A 21688-nucleotide genomic window follows, 5' to 3' on the forward strand; every position below is an offset into this window, starting at 1 on the left:
CTACCTTATGCAAAGAGAAAATCCCTTAATGAAGAAATCTTATGATTTCGCTTTGGAAACTGTTAGATTGTATAAGACCATAGTATCTTCAAAACGAGAATATGTGCTGTCCAAACAAATGTTAAGATCAGGCACTTCTATTGGAGCAAATATTTCCGAAGCAAACGGAGCGATTTCAACAGCTGATTTTTCGGCAAAAATATCCATAGCGTACAAGGAGAGTTTGGAAGTAAAATATTGGTTGGCTCTTTTAAAAGATTCAGATTACATTTCAAAGGAAATCGCTAAGTCTTTAATTTCGAAAGCGGACGAGCTATCCAAAATAATGTTCTCCATTCTGAAAACCACAAAAAGAGCCAAATGATTATTGTAAATTGTTTATTGCTAATTGACAATTGATGTCTGGAATTTATATCCACATTCCATTTTGCAAGCAGGCTTGCCATTATTGTGATTTTTATTTCTCCACACAACTGGGAAAAAAGGAAGTTATGGTCAGCGCCATTGCCAAAGAACTGGAGCTGCGGAAATCGGAGGTGGATGATCAAGTGGAAACCATTTATTTTGGCGGAGGGACCCCATCGGTTTTATCCTATGAAGAAATTGAATTTTTGATACAGGCGGTGTATGATAATTACAAAGTAATTGACCGTCCGGAAATCACCTTGGAAGCCAACCCTGATGATTTATCCAACAATCGGATAATCCAACTATCCAACAGTTCGATCAACCGTCTCAGTATCGGTATTCAATCCTTTTTTGATGAAGATTTAAAGTTGATGAACCGGGCCCACAATGCTTCCGAAGCGGAGAAATGTATCCAAGCAGCTACGCAGTATTTTGATAACATCACCATTGATTTGATTTACGGAATCCCTGGAATGGATAACGAACGGTGGAGGGCGAACATCCAAAAGGCGTTGGACTTTGGACTGCGGCACATTTCGAGCTATGCATTGACGGTGGAGCCGAGAACCGCCCTGAAAAAATTCATTGAAATAGGAATTGTTCCCGATGTCGATGATGAGCAGGCACAAGAGCAGTTTTACATTCTGGTCGATAGGTTGGAGGCCGAAGGTTTTGTGAACTATGAAATCTCCAATTTTGGAAAACCTGATTTTTTCTCCAAAAACAACACCGCCTACTGGTTGGGCAAAAGGTATTTGGGAGTCGGGCCATCGGCTCATTCTTTTGATGGTAAACAGCGCAGCTGGAACATTCGGAACAACCCGACGTATATCAAAAAAATTAACGAAGGCGAATTGCCTAGCGAAATTGAAATCCTTTCCACAACGGACCGATACAACGAATATGTGATGACCGGCCTACGCACTATTTGGGGTGTGGATTTGGATAGGACTGCATCGGAGTTTGGGGAGAATTATCTTAAATACCTTAACCAACAAGCGGCCAAATATCTAGCGCAGGATTTATTGGTTATAGCCAATGGAAAATTGCTTACCACTAAAAAAGGCAAGTTTTTGGCGGATGGAATTGCATCCGACCTTTTTATGATTAATTTAAAGTAGTAAATTGTCGTTTCTGCAAAAGCAGAAATGAATGAAGTAGAATTGCTTCCCAAAAACACGGGGAAGTTAAAAAGTAACCCAATTTGATTGCCACAATAAAGCACAACTCCCGAAACTATAAAATAGATCTGACAAAACCCCTGGATATCTCCATATCGCTAAAAGGTGGTGACAAAAACGTGAACGCCTGGTACTTGGACCCACCAAAAATAGCACCGCACGAGGAGGATGGTTTTATAGGAAAGGTGTCCGAGGGCGCATCCACCAATTTCAACGATATCTGGTTCAACCCACATTCGCATGTAACGCATACGGAATGTCTGGGGCATATATCCGAGGAGTTCAATTCCATCAACAAAAAACTGAAGCAATTTTTCTTCTTGGCCGAGGTAATTACCGTAGCACCCGAGCAAGCAGGGGAAGATTTTATCATCTCCGAAAAGCAAATAAAATACGCTTTGGGCAACAAAAAAAGACAGGCGGTGGTCATTAGGACGATGCCCAATTTGGGATACAAGCGCTCTAAAAAATACTCGGATACCAATCCAACATATTTAACCGAGGCTGCCGCCAAGTATATGGTAAAAAAAGGAGTGGAGCATTTGCTTATCGACCTTCCGTCCGTGGATAAGGAGCGGGACGGGGGCGAGCTTTTGGCGCACAAGGCCTTTTGGAACATGGGCGGAAAGCCCAGGACAAAAGCTACCATTACGGAATTTATCTATGTGCCCAACCCGGTTGAGGATGGTACTTATTTCTTAAACTTGCAAGTAGCGCCTTTTGAAAATGATGCCAGCCCCAGCAGGCCTGTTTTATTTAAAATTGAAGACCAATAAATGAAAACGACACTCAAGTTGGAAGAATTAATGATGTTTGTGTTGGGCATCTATCTTTTTGCTTTGTTGGATTACGCTTGGTGGTGGTTTTTCGTATTGATTTTAACTCCGGATATTGGAATGTTGGGCTACCTTTTCGGAAACAGGGCAGGGGCTTTTTGTTATAACCTGTTCCACCATAAAGGCATTGCGATGCTAATATATTTAGCAGGCTCTTACTTTTCCATACCTTTATGCCAATTGATCGGAGTAATCCTATTTTCGCACTCCGCTTTGGATAGAATGTTCGGTTACGGATTAAAATATGACAAAGGATTCAAGTTCACCCATTTGGGTGAAATAGGCAAATAACATGGGTGAAGTTGTAGATATAGTTTTAGGGTTGGTTTTGGGCGCAATATTGATGTATTGGGTATATTCGCTGTTTCGTAAAAAACGAAACAAGGAAATCACCGAAGAGCAGTCCACTGTAATCCTCAACAAGATACGTAGTGTTTGCAAACTCGTTTCCGTTGAAGGTGATTTTGCCGAAATCTATCATTACGAGAACACCAAGGACAGTTTTATGAGCCTGTTCCGGAGCAAAAAAAAGGCACTGATCGTAATCAAGGCAAAGGCGCACATCGGCTACGATTTGAACAAACTGGACATGAGGGCCGAAAATGATAAAAAGAAAATCATTCTAAGCCATTTTCCCGAGCCCGAAGTATTGTCCATAGAGCCGGACCTGCAATTTTATGACATTAAAAATGGTATCTTCAACAGCTTTTCGCCTACAGATCTAACCAATCTCAACCAAGAGGCCAAAGAGCACATCAAACAGAAAATACCAGAAAGCGGACTGATGGAAACCGCAAAAAAAGAAGCATTACAGGCCGTTTTGGTCGTGGAGAAAATCGTAGAGACCATAGGGTGGACGTTGGATTATTCCGCCTTGGAAATATCAAATAGAGAAAAACAATTTTTAGAAGAATAGTATGAAAACAAAAATCATAACCTTGCTGTTGGTAGGCGTATTGGCCTCCAGTTGTGTAGAAATCAAAAACGATATGAACAATAATTTCGATCACACTTTTGCCCATGTGGTATATTTCTGGTTCAAAAATCCGGATAGTCAAGAGGCCAGGGATACTTTTGAAGCATCCTTGACCAAATTTTTGAACAATTCCGAGTATGCAAAGACCAAATTCATAGGCAAGCCACCAAAGGCGATTCGCGATGTGGTGGATGATTCGTTCACCTATTCCCTGATTCTCTCTTTTGAATCCGCCGAAGATCAGGCCGCCTATCAAGACGAAGCACCGCACAAGGTATTTATTGAAGAGTGTGAGGACCTTTGGGAAAAAGTCATCGTTTACGACTCGCAGGGCATCCAACAATGAATGTTGAGGAGTTAAGGGAAATTTGTATCTCCAAAAAAGGGGCGACAGAGGAGTTTCCTTTTGATGAAAGTACGTTGGTGTTCAAGGTCATGGGCAAAATGTTTGTCCTAGTGCCCTTGGAGCGCCTCCCGCCCCAATGCAATTTAAAATGTGACCCCGAAAGGGCAGAGACGCTTCGGGAAGAATATGATGGCACCATCACTCCGGGCTACCACATGAGCAAAAAGCATTGGAACACCCTGCTCTTGGAACAGCTCCCGCCCCAATTGATCAAAGATTTAGTAGACCATTCCTACGAATTGGTCGTATCTGGATTAACCAAAAAACTTCAACAAGAGCTACAAAATTTAGGTTGATTTTAAATGCAGGATTTACAAGGTTTTTTTAGTTCTCAACAAGAGAAGCACCAACAGGAGCTTCAGCAGGTAAAAAAGAAATTGGGGCTGTTGGCCACGTTGCGATTATCAGTTTTTGTGGCTTTGGCGCTCGGGATTTATTTTCTGTGGGGGACTACGGCCATTTTTGTGCTGTTGCCCCTCGGTATAGTGCTGTTTTTGTTTTTGGTCACTCGGTTCAGCAATGTTAAGCGGCATAAGGAATATCTGCAACGGCTCATTGTCATCAATGGCACCGAGTTGGATATTTTGTCGCGTAAGTTTCACCATTTGCCCGATGGAAAGGAGTTTTTAAAGCCCGATCATCCGTATGCGCAGGATTTGGATGTTTTTGGACGGGGCTCCTTTTATCAATATACCAACCGGACTACTTTGGTGCAGGGAAGTGAGGTGTTCGCTAACCTTCTATTGGACGGTTATCCAAAGGATATAGCAAAAAAACAAGCAGCTATTCAAGAGTTGGCCCAATTGCCCGAGTGGCGACAACATTTTTCGGCATTGGCAGGTGAGACCGAGCCCAAGATCTCTCCGGATGTGGTTTCCTATTGGATGAAAAACCACAAATCCTTTATACCCAAATGGGGCGGGATGGTCCCCGTTATTTTTGCGTCGTTATCCCTTATATTGATCGCCATGGCTTTTTGGGGATGGGTGCCGGAAAGCTTAATCCTGTTTTGGTATTTTTTAGGTGTCGGGGCCGTGGGTCGCTACGCAAAGAAAATTTTGGCATTTACAGCAAAAGTATCGGAGGCGCAGGATACCATCCAACAGCACCAACGATTGATCTCCGAACTGGAGGAGCATACGTTCAATTCGGAATTGCTGCAAGAACTTCAAAAAAAATTGGTGGTCGAGGGAGAAAGGACCTCTAAAATATTGAAGCGCTTCTCGCAAAGTATGACCATGCTCGAACAGCAGTTCAACTTGGTGATATCAATGTTCGCACAGGGACTGGGTCTATATAGTGTGTATTATGCTTTTCAAATTGAATCTTGGATAGGGAAGCACGGGCAAGATGTGGAAGGTTGGTTTGCGGCCATTGCCCAGTTTGATGCCTACATTACACTTGGTACCTATGCCTTTAACCATCCGGAACATACCTATCCAAATTTAGTGGGCGGCAATATCGTGATGCAAGGAAAAGACATAGGACACCCTTTGGTGGATTCCCGAAAGAACATTTTAAACGATTTTGAGATAGAAAAGGGACGTTTTTGTATTGTTACCGGTGCCAACATGGCGGGGAAGAGTACTTTTTTACGTGCTGTTGGACTTCAGATCGTGATGGCGAACATGGGCTTGCCCATAATGGGAAAGGAAGTGCTGTACAATCCTGTGCGGTTATTGACCAGCATGCGTTCTTCGGATTCGTTGGCGGATGAGACCTCGTATTTTTACGCGGAGCTCAAACGCTTAAAATACATTGTGGAAGAGCTGGAAAAAGATGATTGTTTTGTAATTCTCGACGAAATACTGAAGGGAACCAATAGTGTGGACAAGGCCGAAGGTTCAAAGAAATTTGTGGAGCGATTGGTACGGAACGGTTCCACGGGGATGGTGGCTACCCACGATTTGAGCCTGTGCACCCTTGCCGATGAGCTTCCAGAGGTGGAAAACCGCTATTTTGATGCCCAGATCTTGGACGGTGAACTCTATTTTGATTATAAGTTCAAAGAAGGGGTCTGCCAGAATATGAACGCCTCTTTCTTACTTAGAAAGATGGACATTATAAAGGATTAGAAAGGATAGCCAATGGCAAAGTTTAAGGTTGCCTTGTTTCCATTATTTCCAAAGAAAGGCACATTCCATCGGTCGTTTTTAGGTTGGTAAGGCACCCTAAAGGGGGAGGCGAGATCAAAACGAATAACAAAGTTCTGTATGTCCACCCGTAGTCCAAAACCAAATCCTGCACCTACTTCCTGTAACCAATCGGACTCAAATCTACCATCCGTAAAAAGTGAATTGGAAAAATTACTGTTCTGTTGGTCGGCTTCCAGATCGTCATAATTTCCGGTGAGCCAAACATTTCCCGCATCTACAAAAAAGGCCCCCTTGAGAAAGGAGAAAAGAGGAAAACGATATTCAATATTGGCTTCCAACTTTAGATTTCCCGAGCGGTCAAAAAAATCAGTGGTGGAGTCGTTGGGGTCTACGTTAAAATTTCCCGGCCCTAGCGACCTTATGTTAAAGGCCCTTACGCTGTATGGCCCTCCCGAGAAAAATTGTTTTACAAACGGCAGCGTTTCACTGTTTCCATAAGGTATGCCCCATCCGGCATATATTCGAGATACCAGGGTTTGCTCCTTGTCCCAACGCAAATACAACCGAAAATCGGCGTCCATTTTAGCATATTGGGCATATTCCGAACCTAGGATGGTCCCGGAACCCCCATCCATCAAACTTAAAAGATTTCCGGCCAGATCGATATTGGTGGAAAAAAATATGGGATACTCTTTTCCCAGATCGGATATTTCATCATAAGTAAAGGTGTAGAGGAGCCCTGCAATAAAACGTTGGTCAAAACTTCTGCGAAGAAAGGGGTTATCGTCCAAAATTTCTTGAAATTCATCCGTAACGTTGGACAATCGTGTGTAATTGATGTTTATGGGGTCTAACTGATGGTACACATATCTGTTCTCTTTCCAAGTATATCCAAAGGAACCGTTTATGGAGCTTAAGGTAAAAAGTTGGCTTCGATTCAAGAAATCCACCCCTGCGGAAATTTTTGTCTTGGGAACGGAATACCTGAAGTTTTTTGGTGAAAAGGGAATGGACCTAGGGAAAATCAAATCTCCTTTCAATCCCCAAGAAATACTGCTCAAACTGGAATTGTTTCCGGATGAAAGTTGGGATTCATAAGAGAAATGGGTGGATAAACTCAAGGTTTCGCCGCCTTTAAAGAGGTTTCTGTTGTTGTAGGACAATAATAATCCAGGGCCGGTAAATCCATTGGATTTGGTGACTGCCTGTATCTCGGCCCGCACCGACCGTTTTGTTAAAGGGGCAAGATAAATATCGGCGGCAAGGGAGCCACCATCCCCATCTGTATTCGTTGTATCCAGTTCCCTGTACTGTATGTTCACATACTTATAACTTCCCAGGGAGGAAAGCCTACTGCTTGTTGTTTTAGAAATGTTGGCGTTGTACAGGTCGCCTTCCTTGAGCAATAGATAGGTTTCCAGTAATTTGGGCTTAAAGTAATATTCGTTCTGAATAAAATCGGTTCCATTGACCGTGGTACGGTTTTGTTTGGACAAGGGCAGGGTATCTCCCTCGATCGAGTAATTCGGATATACCGTAATGGAGTCGATGGTGTAGGGAATGGCCGATTTTTTTGGCACTTCTTTTTTTAATCGGAGGAACAGGTCAAATTTTCGATTTTTATATTGATTGGTATCCGCTTCGAAAATTAGAAGATTGGCATGGCTGTTATAGTAACCCTGTTGTTTAAGGCCGTGGTCCAACCGTTCCCGTTCCGCTTTCAATAGGTCTAGATCAAACCGGTTGTTCTTTGATAAGGGGGTTTCCTTGATGAGTTCCTCCAACGCTTTATATATTGGCAGGGTATCCATATCCACCTCATAATTCTCCAATGTGTAAGGTTCCTGTACAGTGGCAGAGTAGTTTACCGATGCAAATTTTTCCTCCAAAATGGTCTCGGAACCCGTACGGCTATAAAAAAAGCCATTATTGTTCAATCGGTTCAATAAGAGCTCTTCCACCTGCTCCGGATCTACATCGGAAAAATATACGGGTTCCTCACCAAAGGATTTATTGAGAAATTTGTAAAGGAAGCCGGGTTTTTTCCGCTGGGCCTTGTAATGAAAATACAACCTGGGTTTCATTCCGATAAATGTGGTATTGGGGTTGGGTTCGATCATATCGGTCAACTCGGACTTAACATCTTTCAAGCCTTTTACTTCCCCGATGGTATCCAATGCCAACTCTGCCCCGGTATAGAGGCGTTCGCCTTCGGGAATAAATTTTTTTATACTGCAGGAGTGCAATAAAAAAAACGCCAGACCAGTGTAGATTAGATATGTTTTACCAAAGTTTTTCAAAAAAATAATTTTTATTGTTTTTTCTTGTCCGCATCCTTTGCCAATGGTTCCTCTTCTTTGGCCTTGGCTTTTATTGGACTGAACAATTGACTGAATTTATTGAATTCCCTATTGAAAATAAAGGCAAGTCCGGTTACGATCAATTGCCCGTCTATGATATTTTGATATTCCTGTCTCCTAAACCCTTTGAGCCGATAGGTGCCTTCCTCGCTCAATAGATATTCCAAGGTCACATTTCCAATAAGGGGTGTGGAAGTGTCGGAACTGGAGGCCCTTCCCTCTACATCCACGGCACTACCGGCGGTAACGATAAAGCGGTCGTCAAACAGTTTTTTTCTGGCATTAATGTTCAATTGGGTTCTATTTTGATATCCATTGCCCTGGTTTTCTTGGAAACTGTCCAAATCAAAATCCAGCTCCAAGCCAGTATTGCCCATTATTTTGTTGGAAAGGGAATTGAGCTCTCCCGAGAGGGCCTTGTTTACATTGTCACGGGCCAATGCAACGGCACCACCACTGCTTCCGTCGCTTCCGGAGGTAGGGAAGAACCGGTTCAGGGCCAGTAATGAAAAAACCTGTTTGTTAAGCTCGGATTCCTGCTCGTTCAACTGTTGTATGCGACCGTAGACACCTCCTCCGTAACTGCCTTGGGCACTTTCGGGCATGTCCAGGGAAAAGGAAATCTCGGGGGACATAATTTCGCCGCCTACCATTAAATAGACCAAAAATGTAGCGGGCCTTTGGTATTGTCCGGAAATCCCTGTGTCCTGTCCATAACTTATGGATGACATTAAGGGTGTTGGAGAGGTTTCGACTTCATAAGTGGCCGTAACATCCAAGGTAGCGTTGTACGGATCCCCGGACCACACCACGGTACTGCCATCGTTTATGGTGAACTTTCGGTTTACCAAGTTATAAAGGCTTGTTCTGTAAAAACCGGAATTGAGTTCCAGCCTACCGGACAGCCCAATGTTGTCATTCCGATTTAGGCTCAAGTTCAATGTGGCGTTTCCGGAAGCCTGCAACATATCGCCTGTCCTCTCATCCAGTACTACTTTAAAAACCGCTTTGTCCGAGATTTCCAATGTAGTATTGATGTCCATCCCGGCAAAAACCGAATTGCCCGTTTCCCCGGTATTTCTCGTCAATATGGCATCGGGGTTCTTACGGTTCACAAAAATGACGACTCCTTCCCTTTCCTGGATTTCGTACTGGGACTTGGGAACTAGATAGGTAAGGTCGGTTGCATTACCAATGTTGATCTTGCCATTGATGACGGGAAGCTCCAGATTTCCGGTCACCTCCAGATCCGTATCCACAATGGCCTTGCCATAAACCAGTTCGTTATCGCCTTTTTTGGAATCGAGCACCGTAAATTTATCAGCTCGGATGATGAGGTCGAACCCCGGATTGAGCAATTCTTCCGTAAGAATGGCCCCATCCAGTACCAATGTGCCACTGCCAGTGTCGTTTATACTGAAATCATCAAAAACAATCTCTTCTTCATTGAGGCTCAGTGTTTGACCGCTCACTCCCAATTTTGTTTTAAAAGCTGAGAGGGTAACTCCAACCTCGTTAAAACTCAACCTACCGGAATAAGTAGGATTGCTTGTGGTGCCACCGACCTGCATGCTTCCGGAAATGTATCCAGAGGCATCGGATATTTGTTCCTTGAGAAACCCTTGCACTATACGGGTTTCAAATTTTTGAATGTCAAGGTCCATGTTTAAATCGGCACCCTGTTGTTGGGCCACATAATTCCCTGTCAAACTTAAATCGGCGCCCTCTCCCTTCACTACCAGGTCAAAATCATAATCCGAAAGTGATTTGGAGGAGGCGTTTAAGCTGAGACTGCCCAACGGGGTCTGCATAAACTGAAAATCCGTGATGTCCATTTTGGATACCAACCCTGAGGCGCTGTAGGGATTTAGGACCACAAAATTTCCCTGTACGGTTCCTTTTGCCAATGCCTGTTCGGGGTTTAGGAGACTTAAAAAGGTTTGAAGCTGAAAATTTTCGAAAATAATACCAATATGTACGCTGTCCATTTCGGGCACTGCCGTGGAAACTTCCAGTTTTTGACCGTTTCTTGAAAGTTTGAGGTTTGTGAACTCCGTATAGGAATCCGCCATTACAATTTTATTGTCATCGGGGATTTCCCACGGTTTTTTGTTCAGCAACAGGTTTTCTGGAGAAATATGTAGGCTCAGTGTATCTTTTTTGAACACCAACTCGGATGATACATGCATTATTTGGGTGGTATCGTTAACCGAATTAAAATCCAGCACCAGTTCCTTGTTCTGTAGGTTTCCCTCGATATAGGTTTTTTTTAAGTGGACGGGGTCCAACTTAAAATTTTTGAGACCGGCGTAAAAATTGAGATTGGTGGAATCTCCCTGTAGGTTTACCTCAAGGCTATCCACGGTGCTTCCGGCATAGGTAAACTTGGGAACGGATACTTTCCCGGCAATTTGCTTGGTTCTTGCATTGAACTTGGCATCAATGTTCACGGAATCCACATCTTCAAACCCGTCAAAAAACACTTTGGAAATAATAGGTGTCGGAACAAGGGCCAAGTCCAACTGTGCCTCCACGTCATCTAAACTTTTGGAAAGTGTGCTGTCAGTGGAAAAATAGTTTTCCACCTGCTTTTTTAATGCGGTGTTGATTCTGTTCAACGAAGCGTTGGAATGCAGTCCGCCATTAAGAAAGCCACTTTTTACCGTGGCATCCGTAATGGAGTCCTCCACTCGGGCATTTATCAATATGGGCGTAATTTGATATTGTTTGTTATCGGCGACAGCAATTCCATTTTTGATGGAAGCCTCAACCGCGTATTTGTTGGAGTTCCCTTGATAAGAACCTTCAAGATCACCTGCAATCTTGATGTCGTTTTTAGTGAAACCAAGTTTCCGAAGGTCGGCCCCGATAATGTTGGATGTAAAGCTTATGTTGTTGCTGTTGGAAGTAAAATCGACCAGGGTTTTGGCCGTTAAATTCAGGTTTTCGTCTTTTAGCGAAAGCGAAATATTCCCTGTTCCACTGGCCAGTTCCCCATTTATATTTATGTCCTTGTAGTTGTATTCCTTGAATTGGAGCAGACCTACGGTGCCCTCTAGTCGGGCATCTATATCGGCAAGTTCGTTCCCCGAGCCGGAACCTTTAAGTTGTACCGAAACGGCACCAAGCTGATTGTTTTTGAGCAGCGACCCCAATTGCAGGCTATCGGTCGAAATCATGCCTTCAAACCGCTTCTGATTTCCAAAATCTGCCAAGGCGTCCAGATTTACCCTACCCTCTGGAATGGTCAATATTGCCTTGGTTTGCATTGATTCCAAGTCCCCTTGTAAACTGCCAGCGAGTCTAATGGTCTCGGGAACCTTAAAGGATAGGCTGTCTGTGGATATAAACTTTTGAAGGTTCTCTTTGGTTGATTTTATATCCAAATTACCCATGTTATAAGTGAAAGCTTCCCTTTGGGTTATGTTGGAAAACGTTCCTTTGAGGTTAAGGGTGGTGGAGGGCCCCCATTGTAGTTCAGATTCAAGATCGTCCACCTTTTTTAAACTTCCGTTTGCCCGAAGATAACCGGTTATGGGATTGGTGGCCAAGGAATCCAAATAGCTATTTTTTTGTAATTCGGGCGAAAAAAGCTGAGCATCGGAGGGTTCTAGGTTCAATTGGGACACTACCAACTGCAAACTGCTGTTTTCGGGGTTGTTGAACGCCGCATCCAAGGATGCATACCTAATGTCGACATTGGCGTTGAGGCTGCTATTGTTCAATCGAAGATTTAAATCGGAAATTTTGGCCCCTGTATCCGAAATGCTTGCCCCAAAGTCCAATTGTTGCAATGCAATGCCACTACTTTCCCTAAAACTGAACGCCTCCAAGTCTAATTTAACGTTGGCGGGTCTGTACCTAAAATCACTCGATTTAAACGTGAGTTGACTGATTGTAAAAGCATCGGGGTTAAAAATGGTATCGGTTTGCTTTGCAGCATTTCTGGAAAAGTTGATGGTATTCGATTCTAGGCTTAGCTGGTTCGACTGAAGTTCCAGTTGCGGCCATTGAAAGGATGTGGTTTGTTCAGGGCTTTTTATGGTGTCGGTAGTCTGTTCCAGATGTAACTTTATGTTTGAATTTTTTAGGGCAATCTCGTCCGTTTTATAGCTGTTTTTGGAAACATCCACGGCGAGCTCCGTCAAATCAAACTCGGATAATAAGGCTTTTGTCCGGATGCCGTCCGGTTCTGAATTGTAAACCATTGTTACCTCTTCCAACTGTATGCCGTCAATGGAAATTTTGGGCGGGGTCGAGGTCGATGTATCATCGGAAGTTGGTGTGGAATGTGTCTGTTCATAAGAAATTTGACTGTTCTTCAAAACAAAATCATCGACACCAAATATCATTTCCTCCAAGTCAAATTCGGTCACCTCGATATCCAGTTCCCCAATTGAAACATTGATCTTTGTCCCCAGATAGGCATCATGGTAACGTACTTTCCAATCGTTCAACTGAAAATCACCCAACGAGATGGACATGGGCTCGGAGGTTGAGGTTGTATCAGGGGAGGCAAAAGCATCAATCAAAAAAGCAAAATTGAAACTCTCGGGGTCCGTGTTTCTGGAAATGTTGGCGACCAGTCGGGTTGCTTCCACATCATCAATGGAAAGTTCATTTTTAACGAGCAACGGGTATATGGGCAGGTCCAATTGCAGTTCTTGGGAGTACAGCAACGTATCTCCCTGTTTGTCTTCCAGATAGATACCCTGGGCCATGATGTTCCCCGAAAAAGTGATAAAGACCTTTTGCACCTCGACCTTGGTGTTGGTTTTACCGGATACGTAATCGGTGATTTCCGAAACAATCCGGTTTTGTGCCCAAGGCGTTCTGATTACCAAAACCAATACAACAAACAATATGAACAGAACAAGGATACTTTTCCCAATAATTTTCAGGATTCTTTTCCGGTTCCATTTTTTGTTTTTCATACAACTAAAATTGGAGCGATTGCACTATTTTGATTTTACCAATCGCTACAAATTGGGTGTAAAGATAGGGCAGCATTGTGTAAGGGGGATGCTGATATGTGATAAAGAATATCTCGATAAAAACAGGCGATGTGCAGTAAACCTATAGGTTTTTGACCTGAAGCTTGTGGAAACTATCTGCTTGCAACCGGAGCAACTCTTCCGCCTTTTGCTTTTTGTACCGATAGAGTTCCTCTTCGTTTTTAATGTCCGCATAGATTTGCTGATTGAGTTCGCCATCCGTGGCCATCAACAATTTACGCTGTTCCACTTTTTGGGTCACCCACGTGGCGACCACGCTTTCCTGCTCTTCGAATTTAAAGTCGTATTCGCCTTTTGGGGACATTAATTTTGCAATGATGGGAGCTGTTTCTATGGCCAAGAACAACAAAAAGATAAAAAAAGAGGGTAACCAAGGCAATTTGCCAAGGGCATTGATACGCGCCATCAACCCGTCAAAACCATCGATAATGGGTTGGGAGTTGGCCACTGCCGTGCCATAATCGGTCTCCAAAGCGGCAATTTCGGATTCGATTGCCGCAATTTTTACCGCATTGGTTTCTTTCAACGTGTTCAGTTCTGCCAGAGCGGCATCGTGCTTGTCGCGTTTTTCTTTGTAAACGGGACCTTTGCCCAAAAGACCTGTACCGGCTCTTCCTTCCGCTTCAGAAATATAAGTGTCGTACAAAGCGTTGGTCTCCGCTTCCTTGGTAGCCACTTCGCTCTTCAGGTTGGCAATGTCTTGGTTGAGGCTTTCGATTTTTGGGGTGTATTGCAGCGCCAATTGTTCCTTGTTGTTCAAGGTCATGGCATTTTTTTCTTCCAATAGCACTTGATTTATCTCTTTTTCAAAAATTTTCATTTCCAAAGGCTTGGAAATTACTACGGCAATAATGAGGGCCAAAACAATCCGTGGGGCGGCTTGGAGCAATTCCCCTTTAAAATTGTCCCTTTTTTTGATGGTGGATACAATATACCTGTCCAGATTGAAGATGAGCAGCCCCCATATCAAACCAAAGAAAATGGAAGTGTACACATTATCAAAAACGGTGTAAAGTGCATAGCCCGAAGCTATAAATGCCATAACGGCGGTAAAGAATACGGTGGCACCGATGCCGGCGTATTTGTTGCGTTCCCCGTTGGAACACGTCTCTAAAATCTGGGTGTCCGCTCCGGAACAGAAAATAAAAAAGCGTTGTAACATAGTGTGTTCTCTTTGATTGATAGGATATTAGAACGTGATTCTGGGTGATTTGTTACATAAAAAGCCCCAATTGTGGGGCTTTTAACAATTTTTAAGTCTGGAAAACCTAATTTTCTATGCCAATGGGGTCGGTAGCTAGCTTTACAACTGGGTTTGCACCTTCAGATTCCATTGATAAGATATATATGAATTTGTTTTCTTGAACCACCTCAATGGCTTTTTTACCGGTTATTTCTTTTCCATTTAAGGTGAAGCTAGCTCCTTTAGCGACCATTTTTTTAATTTTTTCAATTGGCTTCGGTGGAGCAGGAGGTGCCGGTGGATTGGATGGTGCCACAGGCTTTGTTTCTTTTAAATCTTTAACAGGTGAAGGAGGCATAGGTGACTCTGTGGCTCCGGGAGCCGGCGGTGCTGGCGGTGGAGGCGGAAAATCAGGAAAAGGCTCAGCATCTGCACGTTGTTTTTCGGACATTTTGCCATAGATTTCTTTTAAGCGCATCACCTCCCTTTTTTTAATCGTCATATGGTTGCGATCCATTGCATTATACTTTTTGGCCAAGGTATTGTACTCTTTCATTTCCTCTCGGGTGGCACTGCCCTGCTGTTGTATTTTTGCACCCACAATATTGATGGTGGCGGAACCGTATTCTTCAAAAATCATGTCCACTTTTTGGATGATGTCTTTTGGGGTAGTGGCTTCCACATTAATGATTGAACGAATAGTTTTTTCTCGTTGACCAAAAGAGAGGTGGTCATTGATTTTTGAAAGCTCATCCTTTAAATCTTCCAATGCAACTAATTTGCTTTGAAACAATAGCTTACCTTTTTTATTGATGTGGATTTCAATGGGATTGATAGTTTTTTGGCTGTCTTTTTGGGACACGGTTTTCTGAGTCGGTTGTAAATCGTCCTCCGCACCCATTATTGTCATTCGCTTGGCATTCAAACGTGTTGTGCTTGGGGTAATCGCAACATTGTCTTTAAATTGACTTTCCTCCATAATAACTTCATCGGCAAACACTTCGATGATATCAATGCCCGTAGTTCTTATCTCTTCGGACAAATTGTTGATGGTGTTCAGATGTACAGATTGAATTGCAGTTACCTTCACTTTAGTCTTATCAGCATCAAAAGCTGACAAGTAATTTTGATTTATTATTTGTGCAACTTCATTAAAATGAACGATGTTATTGTCAATTTGTACAGTTTCTGTATCCACTAAGTCGATCGTGATGATGTTTTTTCTGGGGTTTTGTCTCTCAATTGTACGATGCTCACTAAACCCAAATAACAATAGGGCAGTAAGGGGCAGAAGCAAAAAGCTCCTGAACACAAATGATGTTTTGGATGTGTTTGTTTTCATGACTGTAAAACGTTTTTTGATTGATGAATAATTTATGGCATTTGCGATGCCTACTGATTGATGTCTTTCAATATCGTTTGATAAGTACGACAAGAGGGTATTTTGATAATGTGAATGATTCTGTTCTTTTCTAATGACCGCTTTGTCCGCCAAAAATTCATGGTTCAGTTTAATGGACGATTTAAAAAGGTAAATCAAAGGGTTGAACCAAAAAACGACTTGGGCAAGTTCTATAAATAGAATATCCAGACTGTGTCTTTGTTTTGCGTGGGTCTCTTCGTGCAAGAGCACTTCTTGGGGAATACTATTTTCCCTGTACTGTTTTTGATTTAGAAAGATGTAGTTCAAAAAGGTGTGTGGGGGCAATGCCTGTACTAAGAGCACTTTGGTCATAAAATTTTCCTTGAACTTGGGATTCTTTTTAATCCGCTTACGTATTTGAAACAGGTTTGCCATAAAACGAAACCCAAATCCTATAACGCCCAAGGTGTACACACACCATAAAAACAACTCCCAATCAAAGCTGGATGGCTGCGGAAGGGGCTGTTCGGTCAAAGCCGCGGAATCCATATTTTCAATTGCGGTATAGGTGCCCAAAGTGGGCTCGGCTACATCAACATATTCCGTTAAGACCAAATTGGGAATAATAAAGGAGGCGATCAGGGCGACCAATAGGAAGTACCGTTTAAAATGGTGTATGCTTTCCTTTTCCAGCATCAGTTTATAGAAGGCTAGAAAAATAGCAAGACAAGCCGTGGATTTTAATAGAAAGATCAACATAACTATTTCTTTTTGATTTCGATGTCTATCAGTTTTTTCAATTCTTCCAATTGTTCTTTACTCAAATTGGTCTCTTGGGCAAAGAACGATGCGAACTGGGTGGCACTATCGTTAAAAAAGTTTTTGATGAGTCCGTTCACATGTTTGGAGAAATAATCTTTCTTCTTCACCAACGGATAGTATTCCCTGCTTCTGCCAATGCTGTTATAAGCGACAAAACCTTTATCGGCCATCCTTTTTAAAAGCGTGGCCACGGTGGTGGTGGCCGGTTTGGGTTCGGGATAGGCTTCCAATAGGTCTTTCATAAAGGCCTTCTTTAATTTCCAAACAATGTTCATTAGCTCTTCTTCGGATTTTGACAATTGCATCTTTTAATGATTTTAATTGTTGCTCTACAAACATAGAATAAATATTTTGATTCTACAAATGTAGAGTCATAATAAGTTTGAAAGCCATCAGTTTAATGCGGTAAAATGTTAAGTTTGCCGTTCAATTGATAGCCAATGGGATTACTCGAAGATTTGCTGGAAAGGAGCGGAGGTGTCTGTGAATTAAGTGGTGCTGCTGATGACTTGGTGGTTTATGAGGTGCCGCCCGTTTCCACAGGAGGATTGGATGGAAGTATTTTGATAAGTGCTACCTGTAAAAATCAAATAGAAAATCCAGATGCCATGGATGCCAACCATTGGCGATGCCTGAACGATAGTATGTGGAGCGAACACGATGCGGTAAAGGTGGTGGTGTGGCGCATGCTCAATCGTTTAAAGTCCGAAGGGTGGCCGCAGGATTTGCTCGGCATGATGTATTTGGATGAGGAAACCTTGGAATGGGCCAAAGCTACCGGTGAAGGTAAAGAGGAAGGTGAAAAGATTGTGCATCGGGATGTTAATGGCAACATCCTTGAAAACGGCGATAACGTTGTTTTGATAAAAGATTTGAAGGTAAAAGGTTCGAGCATGGTCGCAAAACAGGGAACCGCTGTTAGACGGATTTCCCTGGATCACGAAAATGCCGAGTATATTGAAGGCAGGGTAGATGGCCAGCAAATTGTTATCGTGACCAAATACGTTAAAAAAACCTAGGCCTTCATCTCCGTATAGTATTTGTAAAAATAGGGTATGGTCTCAATGCCCTTTAAAAAGTTCCATACACCAAAATGTTCGTTGGGGGAGTGGATGGCATCGCTGTCCAATCCAAAACCTAACAAAATGGTTTTGCTATCAAAAACATTTTCAAAAAGCGCTACGATCGGAATACTACCGCCTGTTCTCTGTGGAACCGGGGTTTTGCCAAAAGTGGTCTCCATGGCTTTTGATGCTGCTTGGTACCCATCGCTGTCAATCGGGGTTACGTACGCTTGTCCGCCATGGTGCGGGGAAACTTTCACTTTCACGCTTTTGGGTGCCAATGATTCAAAATGCTTGGTGAACAAATCTGTAATCTCGTGCCAATCTTGATTGGGCACCAATCGCATGGATATTTTGGCGTAGGCCTTGCTGGCAATCACGGTCTTGGCGCCTTCGCCCGTATATCCACCCCAAATTCCGTTGACATCCAACGTAGGTCGTATGCCAAATCGTTCTCCTGTTGAGTATCCTTTTTCACCGTGAACATCAGCAATGTCCAAAGATTTTTTATAGGCTTCCAGGTCAAATGGGGCTTTGGCCATTTCGGCACGTTCTTCATCCGAGATGACCTCGACTTTGTCATAAAACCCTGGAATGGTAATATGGTTGTTTTCGTCATGTAGTTGGGCGATCATTTTGGCCAATACATTGATCGGGTTGGGTGCAGCTCCACCGTAAATCCCTGAATGCAGGTCGCGGTTTGCCCCTGTGACCTCTACTTCCACATAACTCAGTCCACGCAATCCCGTAGTAATGGATGGGGTGTCGTTGGAAATCATCCCGGTATCCGAAATCAGGATGATGTCGTTTTTGAGCTTTTCGCTGTTTTCCTTTAGGAAATCTTCCAAACTATCGCTTCCCACTTCTTCTTCTCCCTCGATCATAAATTTGACATTGCAGGGCAATTCATCGTTCTGGATCATATACTCCACGGCCTTTACGTGCATAAAGAACTGTCCTTTATCATCACATGCGCCACGGGCAAAAATGGCCCCGTCGGGATGGAGTTCTGTTTTTTTGATGACCGGTTCAAATGGAGGGGAGGTCCATAGGTTCATGGGGTCCGGGGGTTGCACATCGTAGTGTCCGTACACCAAAACGGTAGGTAAGTTCGGATCTATGATCTTGTCGCCGTACACTACCGGACAGCCTTTGGTCTCGCAAATCTCCGTGTTTTCGCAGCCCGCATCGTCCAGAGATTTCTTTACGGCCTTGGCCGCTTCCAAAACATCTTTGGCATACGCCTTGTCCGCACTGATGGAGGGGATTTTAAGGAGCTCGATCAACTCGTTGATAAATCTGTCTTTGTTGGAATTAATGTAATTATTGATGTCTTTCATAAATGATTTAAAAAGGACCCTAAAAATACAAAAAACAAGTTTTTAAAGGGCGGGCATTTGCAAATCGGAAAATTGATTTATATTTGCACTCCAATTCGCGGGTGTGGTGGAATTGGTAGACACGCTAGACTTAGGATTTATCCAAATAAAAAGTGTTAATTTGCACTTTATGCGGGTGTGGTGGAATTGGTAGACACGTCAGACTTAGGATCTGATGCCGCAAGGTGTGGGGGTTCGAGTCCCTTCACCCGCACTAAAAGCCGAAGAGAAATCTTCGGCTTTTTTACTTTGAAAATTGACCAAAAAAAAGCACGGGTACAACATAGGTACAACATTTGACCTATTTTCAAGATAAACTTTGATTTAGTGTCATATAATTCCATTTGATATTAACCACTATGTCAATCAATATAAATTCATAGAATTTAGGTTTTCTCGACTCTTGTTCTTCGATTTGGAGTTTATTATCATACAATATTCCCGAAAGTTAAACTCGTAAAATACTTCCATCAAAAGACTACGGCATAAAGCCACCGCTTCTGTCCATACTTATTTATTCCGTTTCCTTTTGAGCCAAGATTTTATCTTCCGTTTGGTTCACTGCTCAAATATTGTTTAATCTAAAATTTGAGTATTATGACAACAAAAGCAAGTACCACAAGAAAGCGTAGAAGTACAACAACTACTGCGAAGAAAGAAGTTAACGGAAAAAAAGTTCCGGTACTTCAAATCGAGAACATTCCAATTGGCAAAATTAAGCCTGACCCCAAGCAACCGAGAAAGACCTTTGATGAAAAACAGCTACAACAGCTCTCGGATAGTATCAAAGAGTTTGGTGTGCTACAACCGATAACGGTTCGGAAATCTGGAAAGGACTTTATCATCGTTATGGGCGAAAGACGATTTCGCGCAAGCAAGATTGCCAGAAAGAATACAATTCCCAGTATAGTAAGAACTTATGAAAACGATGAAGTGTTGGAAGTTCAAATCATCGAAAACTTGCAAAGAAAGGACGTAGAGCCTACCGAAGAAGCCGAAGCGATAGCTTATCTAAGCGACAAATATCAACCCTCTGAAATCGCAAAGCGTTTGGGAAGAACCGACAATTTCATAAGACAACGTTTGAAGTTGGCTGGATTGATTGACGGTTTCAAACATTTTGTTCGCAATGGTGAAATGACCATTTCGTTAGGTGTTGGTGTCGCACTTTTTGAGCCAGAGGAACAACAGATGATGCTGGAAACGATGGGCGAAGACTTCAATGCACATCAGATAAACCGAATGATAAACAATCGAACCTATGATTTGGAAAAAGCACCCTTTGATGTAGCCGATAAGACTTTGGTGGTTAAAGCGGGTTCTTGTGTAGAATGTCCATTCAATGCTGCGAATCAAGGTAACCTTTTTGGTGAAGGCAAGATGGTCTGTACGAAATCGCCCTGTTTTGAGACGAAAAAGACCAAATCGTTCTTGAACCTTATTGAAAAATCCAAGAAAAAAAACCTTTTGCTCATTCCTGAAATAAGACAGTACTGGGCTGATGAAGAAAAAAATCAGCTCGTTATTTCCCAACTGGAAAATAATGGATTGAAAGTCTATTTGCTGGACGATGTCGAAATTATAGAGAATCCTATCGAGCCGACAATGGATGCCATTAAGATTGAATATCAGCATTATGATTATTCCGAGGATGAACTGAAAGCAGAGTTCAAAGAGGCTATTCAGCAATATAAGGAAGAACTGAAAACGTATTGTTCAGCAGAAAAGAATGGTTTTGTAAATGGTATCGTCTTCCATCCTGAAACATATCAAAACAAGAATGTTTTCATAAAAGTGATTGAGAAATTAAAGAATGATTCTTCTGAATATTCAGCACCATTGGCCAATAGGAAAATGGCAGATTGTACGCCCGAAGAACAAATCATCAAAATCAACGAGCGTGAAATCCGCAAGCGACAGATTGAAAACAACAAGCAATTTGAGGAAGTGGTGCAGATGATTCGTGAGACGGATTATATCGATACCAAAAAAACGCTTTCGGTAGATGAAATGGTTGCGTTTTCCATTTCACTCTTTGAAAACAATGTGGACTATATGAGCCGGCAAAAATGCTTTTCAGGATTTTTCGCCAAAACATCGAAAATGTCCAGGGTTGAAATAGTCGAGCATTTCAAGAAGAATTTCAAAAAGGAAATCTTTCACAAGTTGATTCGGTATATGCTCACGAAGCAAGTACATTTTAGCGAAAGCAACCATAACAATAACCTCACGAATATTTCATTTTACTATGCGATGCAGGGATATTACAAATCCAAGATTGCAGACATTGAGAAGAGCTATGCTGAGAAACGAAACAAGCGTGAAGCACGTTTGAAAGAGCGTATCGCAGTTCTTGAAAAGAAAATCCAAGAGCTCAAGGATTAGCTTTTGTTGTTTGAAGAAGGGTCGGCATTCGTGTCGGCCCTTTTTCTTTTTATGATATTAACAAAAGGGTACTAAGAGAAAGCATCAATCAATATCAGCGCAAAGGTAAACTCGTAAAATACACCCATCAAAAGACTACGGCATAAAGCCGTTGCGCGCATCCCTCTTCTTATTTATTCCGTTTCCTTTTGAGCTGTGATTTTAGCTTCCGTTT

Annotated in this window: 16 protein-coding genes and 1 tRNA gene; 11 read left to right on the top strand and 6 right to left on the bottom strand. The window is 42.6% G+C overall.

The features are described 5' to 3' along the window. Nucleotides 1-7: 7 nt before the first annotated feature. The 8 genes from GVT53_RS19965 (at nt 8) to GVT53_RS20000 (ending at nt 5882) form a co-directional block, all read left to right on the top strand. The gene (locus GVT53_RS19965; protein ID WP_166250226.1) at nt 8-364 is read left to right on the top strand and encodes a four helix bundle protein; all 357 of its coding nucleotides are present in this window, start codon (nt 8-10) and stop codon (nt 362-364) included. A 34-nt stretch (nt 365-398) separates the two neighbouring features. Beyond that, nucleotides 399-1529, top strand: coding sequence for a radical SAM family heme chaperone HemW (hemW, locus tag GVT53_RS19970; RefSeq protein ID WP_166250227.1), 1131 nt, complete (start codon nt 399-401; stop codon nt 1527-1529). Nucleotides 1530-1612: 83 nt separating this feature from the next. After that, the gene (locus tag GVT53_RS19975) at nt 1613-2365 is read left to right on the top strand and encodes a cyclase family protein (RefSeq protein ID WP_166250228.1); all 753 of its coding nucleotides are present in this window, start codon (nt 1613-1615) and stop codon (nt 2363-2365) included. After that, nucleotides 2366-2716 carry a DUF4260 domain-containing protein gene (locus tag GVT53_RS19980; RefSeq protein ID WP_166250229.1) on the top strand — a complete coding sequence of 117 codons (351 nt, stop codon included), beginning with the start codon at nt 2366-2368 and terminating at the stop codon, nt 2714-2716. A 1-nt stretch (nt 2717) separates the two neighbouring features. Then, nucleotides 2718-3341 (top strand): DUF4230 domain-containing protein, encoded by a 624-nt coding sequence (locus tag GVT53_RS19985; protein WP_166250230.1) that lies wholly within the window; start codon nt 2718-2720, stop codon nt 3339-3341. A gap of 1 nt (nt 3342) precedes the next feature. Continuing rightward, the gene (locus GVT53_RS19990; RefSeq protein WP_166250231.1) at nt 3343-3747 is read left to right on the top strand and encodes a Dabb family protein; all 405 of its coding nucleotides are present in this window, start codon (nt 3343-3345) and stop codon (nt 3745-3747) included. Beyond that, on the top strand, nt 3744-4103 hold the full coding sequence (locus GVT53_RS19995; RefSeq protein WP_166250232.1) for an MmcQ/YjbR family DNA-binding protein: 360 nt from the start codon (nt 3744-3746) through the stop codon (nt 4101-4103). The genes GVT53_RS19990 and GVT53_RS19995 overlap by 4 nt, the downstream gene beginning before the upstream one ends. 6 nt (nt 4104-4109) lie before the next feature. Beyond that, the gene (locus GVT53_RS20000) at nt 4110-5882 is read left to right on the top strand and encodes a MutS-related protein (protein WP_166250233.1); all 1773 of its coding nucleotides are present in this window, start codon (nt 4110-4112) and stop codon (nt 5880-5882) included. Here GVT53_RS20000 and tamL read toward each other — a convergent pair. The 5 genes from tamL to GVT53_RS20025 all read right to left on the bottom strand — a co-directional run bounded on the left by tamL (nt 5879) and on the right by GVT53_RS20025 (nt 16951). Beyond that, nucleotides 5879-8203: a translocation and assembly module lipoprotein TamL gene (tamL, locus tag GVT53_RS20005; RefSeq protein WP_166250234.1), complete on the bottom strand. Its 2325-nt coding sequence runs from the start codon at nt 8201-8203 to the stop codon at nt 5879-5881. The genes GVT53_RS20000 and tamL overlap by 4 nt on opposite strands. Nucleotides 8204-8214: 11 nt before the next feature. Beyond that, a complete protein-coding gene (locus GVT53_RS20010; protein ID WP_166250235.1) occupies nt 8215-13197 on the bottom strand; it encodes a translocation/assembly module TamB domain-containing protein in 4983 nt (1660 codons plus the stop codon). A gap of 142 nt (nt 13198-13339) precedes the next feature. Beyond that, nucleotides 13340-14440 carry a DUF4407 domain-containing protein gene (locus GVT53_RS20015; RefSeq protein ID WP_166250236.1) on the bottom strand — a complete coding sequence of 367 codons (1101 nt, stop codon included), beginning with the start codon at nt 14438-14440 and terminating at the stop codon, nt 13340-13342. A gap of 106 nt (nt 14441-14546) precedes the next feature. After that, nucleotides 14547-16583: a M56 family metallopeptidase gene (locus GVT53_RS20020; protein ID WP_166250237.1), complete on the bottom strand. Its 2037-nt coding sequence runs from the start codon at nt 16581-16583 to the stop codon at nt 14547-14549. A 2-nt stretch (nt 16584-16585) separates the two neighbouring features. Continuing rightward, entirely contained in the window at nt 16586-16951 is a 366-nt protein-coding gene (locus tag GVT53_RS20025; protein ID WP_166250238.1) for a BlaI/MecI/CopY family transcriptional regulator, read from the bottom strand. A gap of 135 nt (nt 16952-17086) precedes the next feature. Between GVT53_RS20025 and GVT53_RS20030 the strand changes: the two genes are divergently transcribed. Then, nucleotides 17087-17665 (top strand): PhnA domain-containing protein, encoded by a 579-nt coding sequence (locus GVT53_RS20030; RefSeq protein ID WP_166250239.1) that lies wholly within the window; start codon nt 17087-17089, stop codon nt 17663-17665. On the opposite strand, the gene GVT53_RS20035 is transcribed toward GVT53_RS20030, so the two are convergent. Next, nucleotides 17662-19050: a dipeptidase gene (locus GVT53_RS20035; protein ID WP_166250240.1), complete on the bottom strand. Its 1389-nt coding sequence runs from the start codon at nt 19048-19050 to the stop codon at nt 17662-17664. The two genes, GVT53_RS20030 and GVT53_RS20035, sit on opposite strands and share 4 nt — an antisense overlap. 171 nt (nt 19051-19221) lie before the next feature. On the opposite strand from GVT53_RS20035, the gene GVT53_RS20040 reads away from it, so the two are divergent. Together GVT53_RS20040 and GVT53_RS20045 are read left to right on the top strand one after the other, a co-directional pair. Then, a tRNA-Leu gene (locus GVT53_RS20040) sits at nt 19222-19303 on the top strand. 383 nt (nt 19304-19686) lie between these two features. Next, entirely contained in the window at nt 19687-21474 is a 1788-nt protein-coding gene (locus GVT53_RS20045; protein WP_166250241.1) for a ParB/RepB/Spo0J family partition protein, read from the top strand. The last annotated feature ends 214 nt before the right edge of the window (nt 21475-21688 follow it).

Source organism: Flagellimonas oceani (assembly GCF_011068285.1).
GTDB classification, from domain to species: domain Bacteria; phylum Bacteroidota; class Bacteroidia; order Flavobacteriales; family Flavobacteriaceae; genus Flagellimonas; species Flagellimonas oceani.

Coding starts and splice junctions, on each gene's coding strand:
- GVT53_RS20020 (WP_166250237.1), bottom strand. CDS start 16,583: ATGTTGATCTTTCTATTAAAATCCACGGCTTGTCTTGCTATTTTTCTA.
- GVT53_RS20035 (WP_166250240.1), bottom strand. CDS start 19,050: ATGAAAGACATCAATAATTACATTAATTCCAACAAAGACAGATTTATC.
- GVT53_RS19980 (WP_166250229.1), top strand. CDS start 2,366: ATGAAAACGACACTCAAGTTGGAAGAATTAATGATGTTTGTGTTGGGC.
- GVT53_RS20025 (WP_166250238.1), bottom strand. CDS start 16,951: ATGCAATTGTCAAAATCCGAAGAAGAGCTAATGAACATTGTTTGGAAA.
- GVT53_RS19995 (WP_166250232.1), top strand. CDS start 3,744: ATGAATGTTGAGGAGTTAAGGGAAATTTGTATCTCCAAAAAAGGGGCG.
- GVT53_RS20015 (WP_166250236.1), bottom strand. CDS start 14,440: ATGTTACAACGCTTTTTTATTTTCTGTTCCGGAGCGGACACCCAGATT.
- GVT53_RS20010 (WP_166250235.1), bottom strand. CDS start 13,197: ATGAAAAACAAAAAATGGAACCGGAAAAGAATCCTGAAAATTATTGGG.
- GVT53_RS20045 (WP_166250241.1), top strand. CDS start 19,687: ATGACAACAAAAGCAAGTACCACAAGAAAGCGTAGAAGTACAACAACT.
- GVT53_RS19965 (WP_166250226.1), top strand. CDS start 8: ATGCAAAGAGAAAATCCCTTAATGAAGAAATCTTATGATTTCGCTTTG.
- GVT53_RS20030 (WP_166250239.1), top strand. CDS start 17,087: ATGGGATTACTCGAAGATTTGCTGGAAAGGAGCGGAGGTGTCTGTGAA.
- GVT53_RS19990 (WP_166250231.1), top strand. CDS start 3,343: ATGAAAACAAAAATCATAACCTTGCTGTTGGTAGGCGTATTGGCCTCC.
- GVT53_RS20000 (WP_166250233.1), top strand. CDS start 4,110: ATGCAGGATTTACAAGGTTTTTTTAGTTCTCAACAAGAGAAGCACCAA.
- hemW (WP_166250227.1), top strand. CDS start 399: ATGTCTGGAATTTATATCCACATTCCATTTTGCAAGCAGGCTTGCCAT.
- GVT53_RS19985 (WP_166250230.1), top strand. CDS start 2,718: ATGGGTGAAGTTGTAGATATAGTTTTAGGGTTGGTTTTGGGCGCAATA.